At 40.1% G+C, this 18,134-nt stretch carries 11 protein-coding genes and 3 pseudogenes; 11 read left to right on the top strand and 3 right to left on the bottom strand.

The window, feature by feature from the left end:
- The coding region (locus ELQ35_RS13805; protein ID WP_126865411.1) for a GHMP family kinase ATP-binding protein at positions 1 to 836 on the top strand (836 nt) is incomplete at its 5' end.
- A 133-nt stretch (positions 837 to 969) separates the two neighbouring features.
- On the opposite strand, the gene ELQ35_RS13810 is transcribed toward ELQ35_RS13805, so the two are convergent.
- Positions 970 to 1,155, bottom strand: a complete 186-nt coding sequence (locus tag ELQ35_RS13810; RefSeq protein WP_126865412.1) for a hypothetical protein — start codon at positions 1,153 to 1,155, stop codon at positions 970 to 972.
- Positions 1,156 to 1,704: 549 nt separating this feature from the next.
- Here ELQ35_RS13810 and ELQ35_RS13820 point away from each other — a divergent pair.
- Positions 1,705 to 3,150 (top strand): DEAD/DEAH box helicase, encoded by a 1,446-nt coding sequence (locus tag ELQ35_RS13820; RefSeq protein WP_126865413.1) that lies wholly within the window; start codon positions 1,705 to 1,707, stop codon positions 3,148 to 3,150.
- 41 nt (positions 3,151 to 3,191) lie between these two features.
- On the opposite strand, the gene ELQ35_RS13825 is transcribed toward ELQ35_RS13820, so the two are convergent.
- The gene (locus tag ELQ35_RS13825) at positions 3,192 to 4,085 is read right to left on the bottom strand and encodes a LysR family transcriptional regulator (protein WP_126865414.1); all 894 of its coding nucleotides are present in this window, start codon (positions 4,083 to 4,085) and stop codon (positions 3,192 to 3,194) included.
- A 268-nt stretch (positions 4,086 to 4,353) separates the two neighbouring features.
- On the opposite strand from ELQ35_RS13825, the gene ELQ35_RS13830 reads away from it, so the two are divergent.
- The 7 genes and pseudogenes from ELQ35_RS13830 (at position 4,354) to ELQ35_RS13860 (ending at position 14,629) form a co-directional block, all read left to right on the top strand.
- The gene (locus ELQ35_RS13830; protein WP_126865415.1) at positions 4,354 to 6,180 is read left to right on the top strand and encodes an assimilatory sulfite reductase (NADPH) flavoprotein subunit; all 1,827 of its coding nucleotides are present in this window, start codon (positions 4,354 to 4,356) and stop codon (positions 6,178 to 6,180) included.
- 27 nt (positions 6,181 to 6,207) lie between these two features.
- Positions 6,208 to 7,926, top strand: a complete 1,719-nt coding sequence (gene cysI, locus ELQ35_RS13835; protein WP_126865416.1) for an assimilatory sulfite reductase (NADPH) hemoprotein subunit — start codon at positions 6,208 to 6,210, stop codon at positions 7,924 to 7,926.
- Positions 7,927 to 8,149: 223 nt separating this feature from the next.
- Positions 8,150 to 8,692, top strand: a complete 543-nt coding sequence (locus tag ELQ35_RS13840) for a DUF948 domain-containing protein (protein ID WP_126865417.1) — start codon at positions 8,150 to 8,152, stop codon at positions 8,690 to 8,692.
- 235 nt (positions 8,693 to 8,927) lie between these two features.
- A complete protein-coding gene (locus ELQ35_RS13845) occupies positions 8,928 to 9,296 on the top strand; it encodes a DUF948 domain-containing protein (protein ID WP_126865418.1) in 369 nt (122 codons plus the stop codon).
- Between the two features lie 398 nt (positions 9,297 to 9,694).
- Positions 9,695 to 11,287 (top strand): annotated as a pseudogene (locus ELQ35_RS13850) (long-chain-fatty-acid--CoA ligase).
- Between the two features lie 50 nt (positions 11,288 to 11,337).
- Positions 11,338 to 12,534 carry a CaiB/BaiF CoA transferase family protein gene (locus ELQ35_RS13855; RefSeq protein WP_126865419.1) on the top strand — a complete coding sequence of 399 codons (1,197 nt, stop codon included), beginning with the start codon at positions 11,338 to 11,340 and terminating at the stop codon, positions 12,532 to 12,534.
- Between the two features lie 592 nt (positions 12,535 to 13,126).
- Positions 13,127 to 14,629: a malate:quinone oxidoreductase gene (locus ELQ35_RS13860; protein ID WP_126865420.1), complete on the top strand. Its 1,503-nt coding sequence runs from the start codon at positions 13,127 to 13,129 to the stop codon at positions 14,627 to 14,629.
- Positions 14,630 to 15,188: 559 nt separating this feature from the next.
- Here ELQ35_RS13860 and ELQ35_RS23150 read toward each other — a convergent pair.
- Positions 15,189 to 15,296, bottom strand: a pseudogene (locus tag ELQ35_RS23150) (NERD domain-containing protein); the annotation flags it as partial.
- A gap of 192 nt (positions 15,297 to 15,488) precedes the next feature.
- On the opposite strand from ELQ35_RS23150, the gene ELQ35_RS13870 reads away from it, so the two are divergent.
- Together ELQ35_RS13870 and ELQ35_RS13875 are read left to right on the top strand one after the other, a co-directional pair.
- Complete coding sequence (locus ELQ35_RS13870) at positions 15,489 to 16,364, top strand: LysR family transcriptional regulator (protein WP_126865421.1); 876 nt, start codon at positions 15,489 to 15,491, stop codon at positions 16,362 to 16,364.
- Between the two features lie 542 nt (positions 16,365 to 16,906).
- Positions 16,907 to 17,747: pseudogene (locus ELQ35_RS13875) on the top strand (RNA-guided endonuclease TnpB family protein).
- Positions 17,748 to 18,134 lie beyond the last annotated feature (387 nt).

The raw sequence follows: 18,134 nt of genomic DNA on the forward strand, positions 1-18,134 counted from the left end.
GGGGAAGCCACGAGAGTGGTTTCCCTACTTTATTAATAACGCTGCCAATACCAACATTAAGAAGTAATGCTAGCTTCATACCAGATAAAACAGATATTGAGATTACTGGCTCGCGCTCAAATACTAAGGCCATAGAAGCTTGTAAAAAGTTACTTCAATGGTTTGATATGAAGGGTGGAGGACGTCTATGGATTCACTCAAATATTCCAGTCGGCAAGGGAATGGCGAGCAGTTCGGCGGATATTGTGGCTGCAATCAAAGCAACTGCCCATAGTTACTCCCTGCCGCTGACAGAAGATATTATATCCTCAATTGCGAGTGAAATCGAGCCTACAGACGGAGTAATGTATGATGATGTTGTTGCTTATGACTACCTAAATGGCCAACTTATTGAAAGCTTGGGTCATTTACCCCCATTCTTGTTAATTGGTATTGATGTAGGGGGAATGGTAGATACCATTCAATTTAATCAATTATTGAAACCGTATGATGGGCGGGATCGAAATCAGTTTTTAGAGGCGTATGAGTTAGTAAAGATAGGAATGGGAAATAAAGATTTATCTTTAATTTGTAAGGCAGCTACGATTAGTGCTCATATTAACCAAAAAATACTACCAAAACCTTACTTTAGTGAATTTGAAAGGTTATCCAACGTATTCCAGGGTGGGCTTTTTATAGCTCATAGTGGAACTGTTTTGGGGATTTTATTAGATTCAAATGTTCCTAATATTATTGATGTTTTTTCAAAGATTTCAAAACAAATATCACTTATTATAAATAACACTAGAATAAAAACATTTTATTGTTTTGGGGGATATATGAATTATAAGAAATAAAGCTCAGGTGCAAATAGGGTACAATTTTGAAAGATTTATATGGATGACTTTACAGTATTCACTGTAAAGTCATTCGTTTATTTATTCTTTGAATCCTAGTTAACTATATTAATTTTTATAGTATTCATAGTAATTATGTTATACTAAAATACTCATTATCTTTTTGGAATTTTATTCGCAAATTGTTTTCACCAATCATTTTTATACTGTTTATTTGCCTATCGACGACTAACTTGACCTCTCTGCCTTTGTAGCTTTTATCCTTTTTGAAATATACTGTACCGTTCAATTCCCAATCCTTTATACATAAGTATTGCATTTCGTGACCTCCTTTAATGGTTATATTGCTTAATAAATCGGTGAATTGCATAAAGTTGCTGTCCAATCAAAGAAACAACAACATTCATAGACATTTGTTTGATTTCAAAATGGATTAATTCCTGAGGAAAGAAGTACAATTACTGGGGGGAGTTTATTACTCTTACCAAGAAGGAAGTGGATAATAAAGGGATGAAATAGTAATAAACGATTTGGGTCAAGTTTAACGAAATGACAAAGGTGGTTGTATGATGCGAATTTGAGCCAAGAATAAAAAAACTGTAATCTTTATGTTTTTTCTTCAATTCCTTCAATTACACTTGCTCCATGCATTAGATATATAATGTTAATGCCATTTTCAAACCAATAATCCACCTCTATATATTATATTTTCATAATATCATGTTTAAGGTTTTTTATCATTCAAAATTAAAGCCGATTTGTCAGGCATTTCAAGTATAATGAACCATAGTCAGATTTTGCATAAGATATTTCTCCTGAGATAATCCTATATATAAGTCGGATAATACAAAAAAAACGAGGTTAATACATGAGTGAAACAAGTTTTGAGGGTTATAATTTAAGCGATGAAATAAGAAGAGCACTTGCTGTGTTGAAATACGAAACTCCCACAGAGGTTCAGAGTGAAGTAATACCAGTGGCATTGGAAAATCAGGATCTTGTAGTAAAATCTCAAACAGGCAGTGGCAAGACTGCATCCTTTGGTATACCTATTTGCGAAATGATTGAATGGGAGGAAAAAAGACCACAGGCATTAATTCTTACACCAACAAGGGAGCTTGCTGTTCAAGTTCGAGAAGATATAACGAATATTGGAAGGTTTAAACGGATTAAAGCTATGGCCGTTTATGGAAAAGAACCTTTTGCGAAACAAAAAGAAGAATTGAAACAAAAAACTCATGTAGTCGTCGGTACACCTGGACGTGTGATGGACCATATCGAAAGAGGAACCCTAGTTTTAGACCAAACAAAGTATCTTATTATAGATGAAGCTGATGAAATGCTTAATATGGGTTTTATCGACGAAGTAGAAGCGATTATAAAAGAACTCCCTTCAAACAGAGTAACGATGGTATTTTCTGCTACATTGCCTAAAGATGTTGAAAATCTCTGCCATAAATATATGAAAAACCCTATTAATATCGAGATTGCTGCTACAGGGATAACGACGGAGACAATTGAACATAATTTAATCGAAGTGAAAGAAGAAGAAAAGATTTCACTGCTTAAAGACGTTACGGTCGTTGAAAACCCAGAGAGCTGTTTGATTTTTTGCAGAACCAAAGAACACGTCGATACAGTGTATACCGAATTGGAAGAATCCAATTATTCTTGTGAAAGACTTCATGGAGGATTAGAACAAGAAGATCGGTTTGCCGTTATGGATGGTTTCAAAATGGGGAACTTCCGTTATCTTGTGGCCACCGATGTAGCAGCGAGAGGAATTGATATTGATAATGTGACACTTGTCATCAACTATGACGTTCCAATGGAAAAAGAGAGCTATGTCCACCGAACAGGAAGAACCGGGCGTGCCGGCAATAAAGGAAAAGCGATTACGTTTGCGACACCTTATGAAGGGAAATTTATTAAAGCAATTGAAAAATACATTGGCTTTGAGATCCCTACAATGGAAGCTCCTAGACATCAGGAGGTTGCTAGAGGAAAAGCCGCTTTCGAAGAAAAAATCGGCGGCCGCCGAGTCGTGAAAAATAATAGAACTGCCAGAATAAACCAAGATATCATGAAACTCCATTTCAGCGGCGGAAAAAAGAAGAAGATTCGAGCTGTAGATTTTGTTGGAACTATTGCGAAAATTCCTGGAGTAACTGCAGATGATATTGGAATTATAACCATCCAGGATAATTTGTCATATGTTGATATTCTTAATGGAAAAGGCTCGTTAGTCTTACAAGCTATGGAGAATACAACAATCAAAGGAAAGAAGCTGAAAGTTAGCAAGGCGATTAAGTAATTAATGCGGATAATGCGCTCTTTTAAGATGCAAAAATCAATTCACTGACAACTAGGCCATTTTTTGTTTAATGCACTTATAAATGTCACAACGTTCTTTTTATCTTGCATAATGGGGGAATAAACATAGGAAAGCGTTCTGTTAAAGGATTGATCTTTCAACTGAATAATAGAAAGATTCCTATGCTGTACGTCTCTTTCAATAACACTACGGGATAGGAGAGATAACCCCATACCATTTATAATTGTTTCTTTAATTCCTTGATTACTGCTTATGGTAAGAAAAGATTTCACTTTCAAACCATTTGAACGAATGACGTGGTTAAGATATTCACGCGTACCTGATCCAACTTCTCTGGTTACCCATGCTTGATTCTGAAGGTCAGCAATTGGAACTTCATCTTTACAAGCGAGTTCATGATCGTTCGAAGCAACAATAAATAACTCATCTTGCATAAAAGCGTGTACGGAAAGCTCCTTTTCATTTGTTTGACCTTCAATTAAACCTATATCTACTTGAAACAACCGGACAGATTGAACGATTTCTTCTGTATTTCCAATTATCACTTGAAGTTCAAGTTCTGGATAGTTGTTTTGAAGGTCAAAGAGTAGGGAAGGCAAAATATATTCGCCGATTGTAAAACTTGCGCCTATCTTTAATTCTCCTTTTATCGAGTTATGGTGTTCGAGAATGTCTTGTCTGGTCTGTTCGTAAATAGTGATCATTTGCTTTGCGCGATCGTATAAAATCTCGCCAGTTGGAGTAATTTTTAAGAATTTTGGGGAACGTAGAAATAATTTAGTTTGGAATTCCTTTTCCAAGTTTTTTATATGTAAACTTACACTTGGTTGTGACATGAGAAGTATTTCAGCTGTTTTTGTAAAATTTTTAACTTCTGCAAGGGTTACAAATGTTTTTAACGCGTCATAGTACAAGAAAATCCCACCTTGTTATTAGTAATCTTAATAGCTATAATAATTTATATGTATTTTACTAATGTTTTGTCTTCCGGTAAAGTTTAATTATTAAAGCATTTTCGAATGGCTTATAATTAAAACCGACTTAATTTATAGGGATAATAGAGATGCGAAAAATTAATTATTTTTTCACTAAAAAGTGAATGGCAAGAATTGTTGAAATCAGTCATTAAAAAATAAAATGACGTAAACAATAAGTTTATATTCCTTCGTGAGGTGGATATCGTTGCAACTTCAGGTAATGAACAGTCCGTTTAATCAGGAGCAGGCAGAGCTCCTTAACCGTCTTCTGCCGACCTTAACAGAATCACAAAAAGTTTGGCTGAGCGGTTATCTGGCCGCGTCCCAGTCTGCTTCCGTTCCGGGAGCACCAGACGCGTCTGCGGCAGAGCTTCCTGCCGGGAGCACCGGGCAGACAATCTCAAAAGAAGTGACCATTCTTTACGGATCACAGACAGGAAACGGGCAGGGGCTTGCGGAGAATGCGGGCAAGACGCTTGAGGGGCGCGGCTTTCAAGTAACCGTCTCGTCGATGAGCGACTTTAAGCCGAACAATTTGAAGAAAGTCCAAAACCTGCTTATTGTCGTGAGCACACATGGAGAAGGCGACCCGCCGGATACCGCGTTGCCTTTCCATGAGTTTCTTCTTGGCAAACGGGCACCAAAGCTTGACGATCTCCGCTTTTCTGTTTTGTCGCTGGGAGACAGTTCGTATGAGTTCTTCTGTCAGACGGGAAAAGAATTCGATCAACGGTTGGAAGAGCTCGGCGGTACACGGCTTTATCCGCGCTTTGACTGCGACCTTGACTATGATGAGCCGGCGGCCGAATGGCTTGATGGAGTCCTTGTGGGCTTAAGTGAAGCACAGGGAGGAAGTGCTGCTCCTGCAACTGCTCATGTCTCAGCTCCTCAAGCAGTTGAATCTGCGTATTCCAGAACAAATCCGTTTAAAGCGGAAGTACTTGAGAATTTAAATTTGAACGGCCGCGGCTCGAATAAAGAAACACGCCACCTTGAGTTATCGCTTGAAGGGTCTGGCCTCACATTTGAACCGGGTGACAGCCTTGGGATCTATCCGGAAAACGATCCGGCTCTTGTAGACCTGCTTCTTGAAGAAATGAAATGGGATCCGGAAGAAATTGTGACGGTCAATAAACAGGGAGACGTTCGTCCGCTTAAAGAAGCGCTCATCTCTCACTTTGAAATTACGGTTCTAACAAAACCGTTTCTTGAAAAAGCGGTGCAGCTTTCAACGAATGAGGATTTACGGGAGCTTTTATCGCCGGGCAATGAAGAGAAATTAAAAGCGTATCTTGAAGGCCGCGATTTGCTTGATTTGGTCCGTGACTTTGGCCCATGGGGTGTCTCAACGCAAGAGCTTATCTCCATTCTCCGGAAAATGCCGGCCCGTCTTTATTCGATTGCGAGCAGCTTATCCGCGAATCCGGATGAAGTGCATTTGACAATCGGCGCCGTCCGGTACGAAACACACGGACGGGAACGAAAGGGAGTCACCTCTATTCTTTGCGCAGAACGTCTGCAGCCGGGGGACACGCTTCCGGTTTACATTCAGCATAATCAAAACTTTATGCTGCCAAAGAACCCGGATACGCCGATCATCATGGTTGGGCCGGGAACAGGCATTGCACCGTTCCGCTCCTTTATGCAGGAACGTGAAGAAATGGGAGCACAAGGAAAGTCATGGATGCTCTTCGGCGAACAGCATTTTGTAACCGACTTCCTTTACCAGACCGACTGGCAAAAGTGGGTGAAAGATGGTGTCCTGACGAAAATGGATGTTGCGTTTTCGCGTGACTCGGATGAAAAAGTGTATGTGCAGCACCGCATGCTTGAGCACAGCAAAGAATTGTTCGAGTGGCTTCAAGAAGGAGCAGCCGTTTACATTTGCGGCGATGAGAAAAACATGGCACATGACGTCCATAACACGCTTATTGATATTATCGAAAAAGAAGGCGGCATGAGCCGTGAAAAAGCGGAAGACTATCTTGCCGACATGCAACAGCAAAAACGTTACCAGCGTGATGTATATTGATTTTAGATTGAAAGGAGTTTTTTCAACATGGTGAACCCAATTCTAAAATCGCCGGATGGCCCGCCGAGCGATGTTGAGCGCATCAAAGAAGAAAGCAACTATTTGCGCGGCACACTGAAGGAAGTGATGCTAGAACCGATCAGCGCCGGGATTCCTGATGATGACAATCGCCTGATGAAACATCACGGCAGCTACTTGCAGGACGACAGGGATCTTCGCAATGAGCGCCAAAAGCAAAAGCTTGAACCTGCGTATCAGTTCATGCTGCGCGTCCGTATGCCAGGCGGAGTAGCAAAACCGGATCAATGGCTTGTCATGGATGAGCTTGCCGAAAAATACGGCAACGGCACCTTAAAACTGACAACACGACAGACGTTTCAAATGCATGGTATTTTAAAATGGAATATGAAAAAAACGATTCAGGAAATCCATGCGTCTCTTTTGGATACGATTGCTGCATGCGGCGATGTGAACCGGAATGTCATGTGCATTTCGAATCCAGATCAATCTGAGATCCATTCCGAAGTATATGAATGGTCGAAACGGTTGAGTGATTATTTATTGCCCCGGACGAGAGCGTATCATGAAATTTGGCTTGATGAAGAACAAGTGGCCGGAACTCCGGAAGTGGAAGAAGCTGAACCAATGTACGGACCGCTTTATCTGCCACGAAAATTTAAGATCGGTATCGCTGTTCCGCCATCGAATGACATTGATGTCTTTTCACAGGACCTTGGACTCATAGCGATTGTTGAAGATGGCAAGCTTGTCGGTTTTAACGTGGCGATTGGCGGCGGCATGGGCATGACACACGGCGACAAAGCGACGTATCCGCAGCTTGCCAAAGTAATCGGCTTCTGTACGCCGGACCAAATTCTTGATGTGGCTGAAAAAACGATTACGATTCAGCGCGACTACGGTAACCGTTCTGAACGCAAAAATGCCCGGTTCAAATACACAGTGGACCGACTTGGGCTTGAAACGGTCAAGGCTGAACTGGAAAACCGCCTCGGTTGGAGCCTGGATAAAGCGAAGCCGTATCATTTTGACAATAACGGCGACAGATACGGCTGGGTGAAAGGCATTAAAGGAAAATGGCATTTTACGCTGTTTGTTGAAGGCGGCCGCGTCGCGGATTTCGATGATTACAAACTGAAGACCGGCTTGCGCGAAATCGCCAAAATCCATACCGGTGATATTCGTCTGACAGCAAATCAAAACCTGATTATTGCCAATGTATCAAGCCAGAAAAAGAAACAGATAAGCGAACTGATCGAACAATACGGTTTGACAGATGGCAAGCATTATTCAGCACTCCGCCGCAACTCAATGGCGTGTGTCGCTTTACCTACTTGCGGATTGGCAATGGCGGAAGCAGAACGCTATTTACCGGCTCTACTTGAAAAGATCGAGGCCATTGTTGATGAAAACGGCTTGAGAAACGAAGAAATTACCATCCGTATGACTGGCTGTCCGAACGGTTGTGCCCGTCCGGCGCTCGGCGAAATTGCCTTTATCGGCAAGGCGGTCGGCAAATACAATATGTATCTCGGTGCTGCATTTGACGGCAGCCGTCTAAGCAAAATGTACCGCGAAAACATCAATGAAGAAGAAATTTTGAACGAACTGCGTGTGATTCTTCCACGCTATGCGAAAGAACGGCAGGAAGGCGAGCACTTCGGTGACTTTGTCATCCGCGCTGGTGTTATCAAAGCAACTACAGACGGAATGAATTTTCATGATTGATTAAGATCAAAGAGACAGGAACTCATTCCTGTCTCTCTTTTTATTATTGTCCTGTTAATGACCCACACCCTTTTATTACCTCAGCCTTTAACTATCTTTTGTATCATCTTAAGAAGTATCCAAAGACAGTCTTGGTAATGCCCAAACTTGATTTCAATCCTGTAACTTGAGGAATATAGCTCGCGGCCAGTACATAAAATGAACGGAAGGAGAGTGAAGCTTCATGATTATTAAGGTCAGCGTAGCCAGCGCTTCAGTTGCCTTTGTTTGTTTGGCCGCTAAATTGATCCAAACTCTCGGGGAAACCCAACGCACAATTGCGGAGGTGAAAAACAGCGTCACTGGCCTGACAGAGGAATCCCAAAGGTTAATTCATTCCGCCAACCAGGTCACTGTCGATATCCAAAGTAAAATCAAATCATTTGAGCCGCTGTTAGAATCCGCCCAGGATGTAGGCGAAGTGATCCACAGTGTAACAGATACAGTAAAACGGGCCGGGACCGTTCAAAACAACGAGACTCCTCGAAGCGAAACCATTGACACAAATAATCATCCCGCAACTACGGCCAGTTCAGCACCTGGTAATGACCATCCTGCAAGTGCAGACAGTTATACACCCAGTAACGATACTCCTGTAAACACAATTAGCCACACACCCAGTCATGATAGTCCGCCAGACCCAACCGTCTACAAACCCAATAACGACCATCCGACAAGCACAACCAGCTCCAAACCAGATGGGGGTGTGAAGATAAGGATTAATTAACTGTGTATTCCAGTCCTCAACTTCACCGGAAGTATGGATACGTTACACTACCTTATATTTTTAGTTACATACAAATGCTGCTTCCCGAGTGTAAAGGGGTGCAGCATTTGTGTTTTTTTGTTTTTGTAGGAATATGTGTAATGAGAAGCTGATAAGTAGATCCATTTGGAAAGTATAAGGAAGGAATATCTGCGGAGCTTGTACATAAAATGGTTAAAAAGGAGGAGCTTCTTTTATGCTTATTGAATTCAGTATTGCAGCCATCGCAATAGCCTTCATCTGGCTTGTTGTATTTTTAATAGGATTGCTTCAAAAGGGGATGGTGACGCTGGGTGAAACCAACCGGACCCTTGATGAAGTGAGGAACGCGGTACATGGCCTGACGGAAGAATCCAGGGAGCTGATCCACACAGCAAATCAAATCACGGTCGATGTGAAACATAAAATGCAGACAGTCGATCCTTTGCTGGAATCTGCCCAGGATGTGGGTGATGTGATCCACAACATCACAAACTCGGTCAAACAGGCAACCAACATACGAGGTAACGGGGCGCCGCCACATGCAAATACCACCCCGCCCAATCCTAAGAGGAATATACGGTAGAAAATAGTTATTCATTAATTGAAAAACAGTGCCAGAGTTAAGGAATGGTGCTGTTTTCTCTTTGTTTATTAAGTGCAGAACATCTGTGACTCACTTTTTGACTTGGGACCTGCCGAATGTGGGTTTGATATATTTGTCTAATTACTATAAAAATTCTGTATTTTCTCTTTAAAGAAAGAAGCAATTAGATTATTATTTTTATTGTAGGCGTTATTTAACTTCAAGAATAAGCTATTTGCTCCGTCACCGAACATCATCCTGGATTATGGCTATCTAAAAAGCATTTATGGGTACGAATCAAAATATGGAATGGCACGATTCGTGAAGTTAATGTGGAATGTTCGTGTCAAAAAGGTTGAGATGTATTCAAATATATTTTAAAAAGGAGCTGTGTTAATTTGTTTTCCCCATTAACCCCACTTGACTGGAAGCGAAGGGCAGTCAAATATTATCCGCAAAAAACAGCTGTTATCGATGGAGAGAAGGAGTTTACGTATAAGGAATTTGGAGAACGTACAGATCAGCTTTCGGTTGCCTTGCATAAAGCAGGTATCCAAAAAGGTGATCACGTTGCGGTAATGTTGCCCAACACTCATTATATGTTGGAGTGCTTTTACGGTATCTGTCAACTTGGCGCTGTAATGGTACCTTTGAATTACCGGTTATCAGCAGGAGACTTGGAGTACATAATCAATCACAGTGATTCGAAAATGTTAATTGTAGATGAAGAGTTTAGCGAGCCGATTGAGGAAATCGAGGGTAACCTATCATTGGAACAGTTCGTTATCGTTTCTGTTGCAGGACATGAGACTTCTCTAAATGGAGTGGATTAAGAGGCATTTCTTCAACATGCTCCAGAAAAAGCCGTACCATCAGAGGTTGAAATCGATGAAAATCAACTCCTAACATTGAATTATACTAGCGGAACGACATCAAAACCAAAAGGAGTGATGTTAACCCACCGCAGTAATTACATGAACGCGGCTAATTTCATGTATCACCTTGGTGTCAACCACGATGATGTTTATCTTCATACATTACCGATGTTCCATGCGAATGGCTGGGGCGGTGTTTGGGCGATCACTGCGACTGGCGGCACCCATGTATGTTTGAGAAAGGTGGAGCCACCTGTGATTCTCGAGTTGTTTGAAAGTAAAAATATCACTCTATTATGTGGTGCTCCGACTGTCATTAATATGCTTGTAAATGAGCCCAAAGCTAAGGAAATTAATATTAAGACACGCCCGCGCATGGCGACAGCTGGTGCACCTCCAGCGGCGGCTCTGATTCATAAAGCACAGGAAATCCTTGGATTACATATGATCCATGTCTATGGTCTGACGGAAACCTCTCCTTTCATTCTTTATTGTGAGTGGAAAAAAGAATTTGATTCAAAATCGGCGGATGAACAAGCAACTATTAAGGCAAGACAAGGGATTGAACTCGCTTTTAATGGGGAAACAAAGGTCGTTCATCCAGATGGGGGAGAAGTCGCTTGGAATGGGAAGGAATTAGGAGAAATCATTACTCGTGGCAACGTTGTGATGACGGGATATTACAAGGATCCGCAGACAACATCAGCTGCAATCAAGGATGGATGGTTCCATACCGGCGATTTGGCGGTCACTTATCCAGATGGGTTCATTGAGATACAAGATCGCGCCAAGGATTTGATCATTTCAGGAGGAGAAAATATTTCTTCTACAGAGGTGGAAGGTGTTTTGTATAAACACCCGGCTATCAGGGAGGCTGCGGTTATTGCCATTCCTGATGAAAAATGGGGTGAGGTACCAAAAGCAATCATTGTGTTACAGCCTGATGCAAATGTGACGGAAGAGGAGATTATTCACTTTTGCAGATCTGCAATGGCACACTTTAAAGCACCTAAAGCTGTTGAGTTCGTGGATTCTTTACCAAAAACAGCTACGGGTAAACTACAAAAATACCGTTTGAGGGAAATGCATTGGATCGGACAGAAGAAGGTAAATTAATAGCTTTGAAATGGATTTAGCTACATTTTTTTAGTAGAGGTGAGAAAATAGTGTTAAATTCTTTAAAAATACTTGATTTTTCCAAGTTATTACCTGGTCCATATGCTACGATGATGCTGGCTGATTTAGGTGCTGAAATATTACGTGTTGAATCACCAAATTTGCCGGATTTTATAAGAGAACTAGAACCATTAGATGGAGAAGATTCGGCAACACATCAACATTTGAACCGCTCTAAGAAATCAATTAGCTTGGATTTGAAAAAGCAGGAGGCAGTTGAGATTGTTAAACGACTTATTCTTGATTATGATATTGTCTTGGAACAATTCAGGCCTGGTGTAATGGAACGGCTTGGCCTCGACTACGAATCTCTTAAAGAGGTGAATCCAACAATTATTTATTGTTCTCTTTCTGGTTACGGTCAGACAGGTCCATATCGTGATCGGCCAGGACATGATAACAACTACCTATCAATCGCCGGAGTGGCTGGTTACTCAACACGCGAAAATCAGCGTCCTGTTCCAATGGGAATTCAAATTGCAGATATGGCAGGTGGATCTTTGCATAGTGTGATTGCTATCTTGTCTGCGGTTATCCACCGTGAACACACCGGCGAGGGTCAACATATTGATCTCAGCATGATGGATTCATCTTTTGCATTAAATGCAATGTTTGGTTCTGGTTATTTGACTAGTGGGGTTGAGCCAAAATCGGAAGCAACGGAACTGAATGGCGGGTCCTTTTATGATTATTATGAAACGAAGGATAAACGATATTTTTCAGTGGGAAGCATTGAACCCTCATTTAGAAAAAAATTATGTGAAGCATTAGGCATTCCGCATATGGTTAATCTAGCAGGAAATACAAAACCTGAAGACAAAAGGACCTTTAAAGAAGCAGTCAAAGAAGCTTTTTTGGAAAAAACATATGGTGAATGGCTGAATATTTTTAAAGATGTGGAGGCTTGTGTAGAGCCTGTACTTAAACTTTCCGAGACTATTGAGCATCCACAAATACAAGCAAGAAACATGATCGTGGATGTCCCTAGGAATAACGGAACATCCCAAAGACAAATCGCATCTCCAATTAAGTCAACCGCATATAAGCAACAATACAAATACATTGGCGGAAAGCGAGGAGCAAATACATTAGAAGTACTTCAACAAATAGGTTTAGATGAAAATCAAATAAACGAATTGATAGACAAAGACTTGTTTGGGTTGGCAGAGAAACATCAAAGTCGCTAGAACTTCAGCTTTATCAATAATTAAATCACATCAAATCTTTAACAATTATCTTAATTATTCATTGTATGAGACCAAAAATTTCTCTAAAGTAGGGAGAAATCTATGTTCAACCAAATCCGATTAGACTGGTGAAAAGGATTTTATTCTCTCCCTTTTTAATGCTAGTCATTATAAGTTACCGACAATTTCTGCAAATGCTTAACCGGGTTTGCAGTTTTTTATGTTTGTAGAATTCCGGGACAAAACGCAAGCAGGTTGTGGTTGGGGTGGTTTTTGTAAATGTAACTTTGTACCAGTCTATCCAGGCCTCATCTATAAAATTCCAATATATTAAAATTATACATCAGTATAAGAGTTCAAGAAATAATTTGACCATATATTATTCAATAAAGGGAGAAGATGTCCATTAAATACGACAAAGACAAGCCATCAGGCTTGTTTCTTCAAGTGTTATAAATAATTATAATAGAATATGATATAGTTATAATTGAGACAAAAAAGGTGTGTTCCTAGGTCGTGCCTGGCTTTTTGTGACACCTAAGCAGGAGCGCCTACATCTTTTTTGCAAATATAGGAGATAAGGAAGGTTATAATGAGCAACATACAGAAAAAAACAGACGTTATCTTGGTTGGTGGCGGAATCATGAGCGCGACTTTGGGATCATTTCTGAAAGAGTTAGCACCAGAATGGGAAATCAAAGTGTTTGAGAAGCTCGAAAAAGCAGGCGAGGAAAGCTCTAACGAATGGAATAATGCGGGAACAGGGCATGCTGCACTATGCGAGCTTAACTACACTGTCGAAAAACCAGACGGATCTATAGATATTAGCAAAGCGATTAAAATTAATGAACAGTTCCAGGTTTCAATGCAGTTTTGGTCTTATCTTGTAAACAACAAGCTGATCAATAATCCGCAGGACTTTATCATGCCATTGCCTCATATGAGTATGGTACAAGGGGAAGAAAATGTAACGTTTTTAAAGAAACGTTTTGAAGCACTGTCAAACAATCCCCTCTTCCAAGGGATGAAATTTTCTGATGACCCAGCAAAGCTGATGGAATGGATTCCGCTTATTATGCAAAACCGTCCATCGAATGATGCGATAGCGGCAACAAAAATCGACACTGGAACGGATGTCAACTTTGGTACTTTAACACGCATGTTATTTGACCACTTAAAGACTAAAAACGTTGATATCAAATATAAACATAGTGTTGATAATATAAAACGTACTAGCGATGGCTCGTGGGAATTAAAAGTGCGTAATGTCGATAGCGGTAGCGTTGAGCGCCATACGGCAAAATTCGTCTTTATCGGAGGTGGGGGCGGAAGCCTGCATTTACTGCAAAAATCTGGTATTCCTGAGTCAAAACATATTGGCGGATTCCCGGTTAGCGGAATATTTATGGTATGTAATAATCCAGAAGTTGTAGCGCAGCATCATGCTAAAGTATACGGCAAAGCGAAGGTTGGTGCTCCACCAATGTCTGTTCCGCATCTTGACACACGATATATTGACAACAAAAAATCGTTACTATTTGGACCATTTGCCGGCTTCTCACCCAAGTTCTTAAAAACGGGTTCAATGTTGGATTTAGTCACTTCCGTAAAACCGAATAATGTCTTCACTATGTTGGCGGCAGGCGCAAAAGAGATGTCATTGACAAAATACCTGATCCAGCAAGTTATGTTATCGAAAGAACAGCGCATGGAAGAGTTACGAGAGTTTATCCCGAACGCCAAGCTTGAGGATTGGGATTTAGTAGTAGCGGGCCAACGTGTACAAGTTATCAAAGATACAGAAGCAGGCGGCAAAGGAACGCTTCAATTTGGTACGGAAGTGATTACTGCTGCTGATGGCTCGATTGCTGCATTGCTCGGCGCTTCTCCTGGTGCTTCTACTGCCGTTAACGTTATGCTTGAGGTATTAGAAAAGTGCTTCCCACAACATATGACAGAGTGGAAACCAAAAATCAAAGAAATGATTCCTTCTTATGGCGTGTCACTAATGGAAAACCCAGAGCTTCTGCACGAAATTCATACTTCAACAGCAGAGACGCTTGGCCTAAGCGAAAAAGAGCTAGTCTATAGTTAATTCTGTGGATGTAGAAACAAAGGTATTTAATGCAAAAGTTTAAACAACATTTTTCATCAATGGACAATCGTTTCTATGATGAAGAGATTGAAAAGGCAATTATTGAAAAAAAGAGATAAAAAAGTTCACTTAAAGAATTGAATAAATAATAGAATATCATTGAAAATAAAACATAGAACCCTTAATCTATCTTTGGATTGAAGGTTCTTTTTTAAAAAATTCGCAGTTAGAGAGGTTACAGTGAACCGTATCATAAGTAAATGGGGTTTTTGTATGAGGTCTTCATAAGGGGAAGGATAAAATTCTGTAAATAAGTGAAAAAAGTCCTTCATAGGAGAGCTGAAGGACCAAAATCAAATAAGGGAAAGAAAGGTCTTCATGTGGTTGATGAAGGACCAAAATCAATAGTTAAGTATAAGTGAGAGGAAAGGCCTTCATATGGTATCTGAGGGGCAAAATCAAATAGGTGATGAAAAAAATGCTTCTTTAGAGTTTTAAAGACAAGAAGGCAGGAAGAAGCATCTTCTGTAGTTTGATATTTTTTATTCGTAGAAAGACCATTGATTGATGAACAATAGCGGTTAACCTGAGTTGGGAAAATAAATGGTTTGTTAAGAGGTGCTTGGTATAAGGTGAATTCGGGGTTGATAAAAACGACTGAAGAATTATTTAAATATCTTTTAGTTACTTGCAATTATCATTGATTCTTTCTTGTATGTGACCAAAATTATTTATATGGAGTAGGAGGGTCTAGCATAGGGAGACTGCTCAAGCAGTCTCTTTAATTGTCGGAAAGTGATGAAAAAAATTCATTTTTTATGTTATATTATGAATAAAACTAATATAAAGAGGGATGAATTTGTCGATAGGCAAATATGAAATATTTCATACAGTTGTAGAACTTGGCAGCTTAACAAAAGCAAGTGAATCGTTAAATATTTCCCAATCAGGGGTAAGTCATGCCATTTCCAGCTTGGAAAAAGAGCTGGGGTTTTCCTTATTAACCCGTAATAAAGCAGGCATCAGGCTAACCGTAAACGGTGAGCGAATGTTGTTGTATATTAGGGAGATTCTATATTTGAATGAAAAAATGCTTCAGGAGGCTGGGGAAATAAGAGGACTAGAAATAGGGACTGTTAGGATCGGCACATTTTCATCTATTTCTGCTGTATGGCTTCCTGGAATATTGAAAAAATTCATGGATCAATATCCGCATATAAAAGTAGACATTGTGGAGGGGAAACAGGAGGAAATCTCTCTGTGGATTTCTCAGGGGATTGTAGATTTCGGTTTTTTAATGCCGCCTGCTGCCGATCTGGAGGTTCTCCATTTAAAGCGAGAAGCGTTTTGCTGTGTTGTGCCGGAAACCCACCATCTTGGTGCTGAAAATTCGATAAAGCCGAATGCATTGAAGGAAGAAAAGCTGATTCTCCAAAATTCTACCCTTAAAATCATACATAACATTTTGAAATCAAATAAACTTTCTCCTGAAATTGCTTTTCATTTAGATGATGAACAGGCTGTTATTTCGATGGTAAAAAACTCCCTTGGTGTAGCCATCCTGCCAGACATCGCTTTATATAATCTACCTGATGGTGTAAAAAAAATACCTCTTTCAGATGATCGAGCAATTTTCTCCATCGGCATTGGTTCGATATCCTTCAAAAATCTTCCGCCAGCTGCCGAAAAATTTATAGCAGCATCGACCTTATGGTTAAACGAACATTTCACATGATTCTCGTAATTATGCCCTTTTCTTATGGTACACATCTAAAGTAAATTTGATATTTATTGGAACCCGGGGGAGGGAGTACGCTTATTTTTCATATTAAAATAAGCGTAGCATGTAAATGTAAAGGTAAACAGAAAAAGAGTAAGCAACAAAAAACGGCAGGAGCCAGGGGGGTAAAAGACTGACAAGCAGCATACCTGCTTCCCATGTATTTTCCTTAATCGGCAGACAAAGGTAGAGGGCGACCAAGAGGCACGACGATAAGGGAAAAATCCCGAATTGTAAACAACTGCTTGTAAATGATAAAGGGATCCTGTTTGTTATTGATACCCATGAAGCTTATGAAAGGGCCAAAATTTTACTAATAGGTATGATTTGTTGCCACGGCATAGCTGTGGTTTTTATCGTTCCCCGAGAGAAGACTCCCCACTTCAAGGAATGTGGCGTAGCCCAATGAGTGAGTGGGAGATGAATGTCGGTGCCAAAACCTTCCTCATTATGTTATAATGGGAACAAACATTCCTTTCGGGAGTGAGGTGAATTTCATGATTGTTAACAAAGCATATAAATTTCGTATATACCCTAATCAACATCAAACTGAGCTTATTAACAAAATCATTGGCTGTTCAAGGTTTGTATTTAATTTCTTTCTTAATAAGCAAAAAGATAAAGATGCTTATTGGCATGTTTGTGAAGAAATGAAACAGAATGGCCAGCTTCCAACCAACAATTGGAAAGGTGAGTATCTAAACAAATATGAAACAGTGAAAGCACTCCCTGAACTAAAAAAGAACTATTCGTTTCTAGAAGAAGTGGATAGCATTGCCTTGCAGAAATCTGTTGAAAACTTAGCGGATGCCTATAGCAGATACTACAAAAAACAAAACAAACAACCCCGCTTTAAATCGAAAAAGAACCCTGTCCAGTCTTACACTACGAAGCATACAAATGGAAATATCCCTGTGATAGATCATCATATCAAATTGCCAAAGTTAGGTCTTGTACGTTTTGCTAAAAGTCGTGAAGTACGAGGACGCATTATGAGTGCAACCATTAGACACAACCCTTCCGGCAAATATTTTGTTTCATTAGCAACCGAAACAGAAGTAGCCGATTTGCCTAAAACCAAGGGCACAATTCAAAACAATGATGGCATACAAAGCGAACTGGTATGGCAAACAAATCGTTACTGTTGCGAAGAACTTTCCTTCTAGTCAACTGTGTTCTAGCTGTGGCTACATACACAAAGACGTTAAACATCTCGGATTACGCGAATGGAAATGTCCTTCTTGTGGGACTCATCATAATCGAGATGTTAACGCAGGACAAAACCTTAAAAATGAAGCCATAAGGCTTCTAACCGTAGGGACTACGGGGATAGCCTAATCAATAACTGGTGGATGCACTGGTGTTCTTAGGAATCCCCCGCTTCAATCGGACCGAAAAGTCGATAAGCGGGGGTAGTTCAATTGCTCTCCGCCTGTAACATGAATGAAATAATATTATTCACACCAGGCATCAGTTGTCCACATTTCTTCTGAATGTTTCAAAATTACTTATTTATGATACGAAAATATGATTTGCAGCTCGTAACAGGAATGAAATAAAGTTATCCCCTGGACCCGTCAGTTGTCCACAATTTTGCTTTTTATCTAAAAATCATATAATTTAGATACAAAATTAGGAGTATTGTACTAAAAATATAATATTGTCTCAAAAATATATCTTTTTATTGTAAATGTAAATGTGCGAGACATATTTATGATACATTTT

Source organism: Peribacillus cavernae, from assembly GCF_003989135.1.
Lineage (GTDB): Bacteria > Bacillota > Bacilli > Bacillales > DSM-1321 > Peribacillus > Peribacillus cavernae.

Bases quoted from the DNA above. Each gene is read 5' to 3' on its own strand.
- ELQ35_RS13840 (WP_126865417.1), top strand. From the start codon at position 8,150: ATGATTATTAAGGTCAGCGTAGCCAGCGCTTCAGTTGCCTTTGTTTGT.
- ELQ35_RS13810 (WP_126865412.1), bottom strand. From the start codon at position 1,155: ATGCAATACTTATGTATAAAGGATTGGGAATTGAACGGTACAGTATAT.
- ELQ35_RS13860 (WP_126865420.1), top strand. From the start codon at position 13,127: ATGAGCAACATACAGAAAAAAACAGACGTTATCTTGGTTGGTGGCGGA.
- ELQ35_RS13845 (WP_126865418.1), top strand. From the start codon at position 8,928: ATGCTTATTGAATTCAGTATTGCAGCCATCGCAATAGCCTTCATCTGG.
- ELQ35_RS13820 (WP_126865413.1), top strand. From the start codon at position 1,705: ATGAGTGAAACAAGTTTTGAGGGTTATAATTTAAGCGATGAAATAAGA.
- cysI (WP_126865416.1), top strand. From the start codon at position 6,208: ATGGTGAACCCAATTCTAAAATCGCCGGATGGCCCGCCGAGCGATGTT.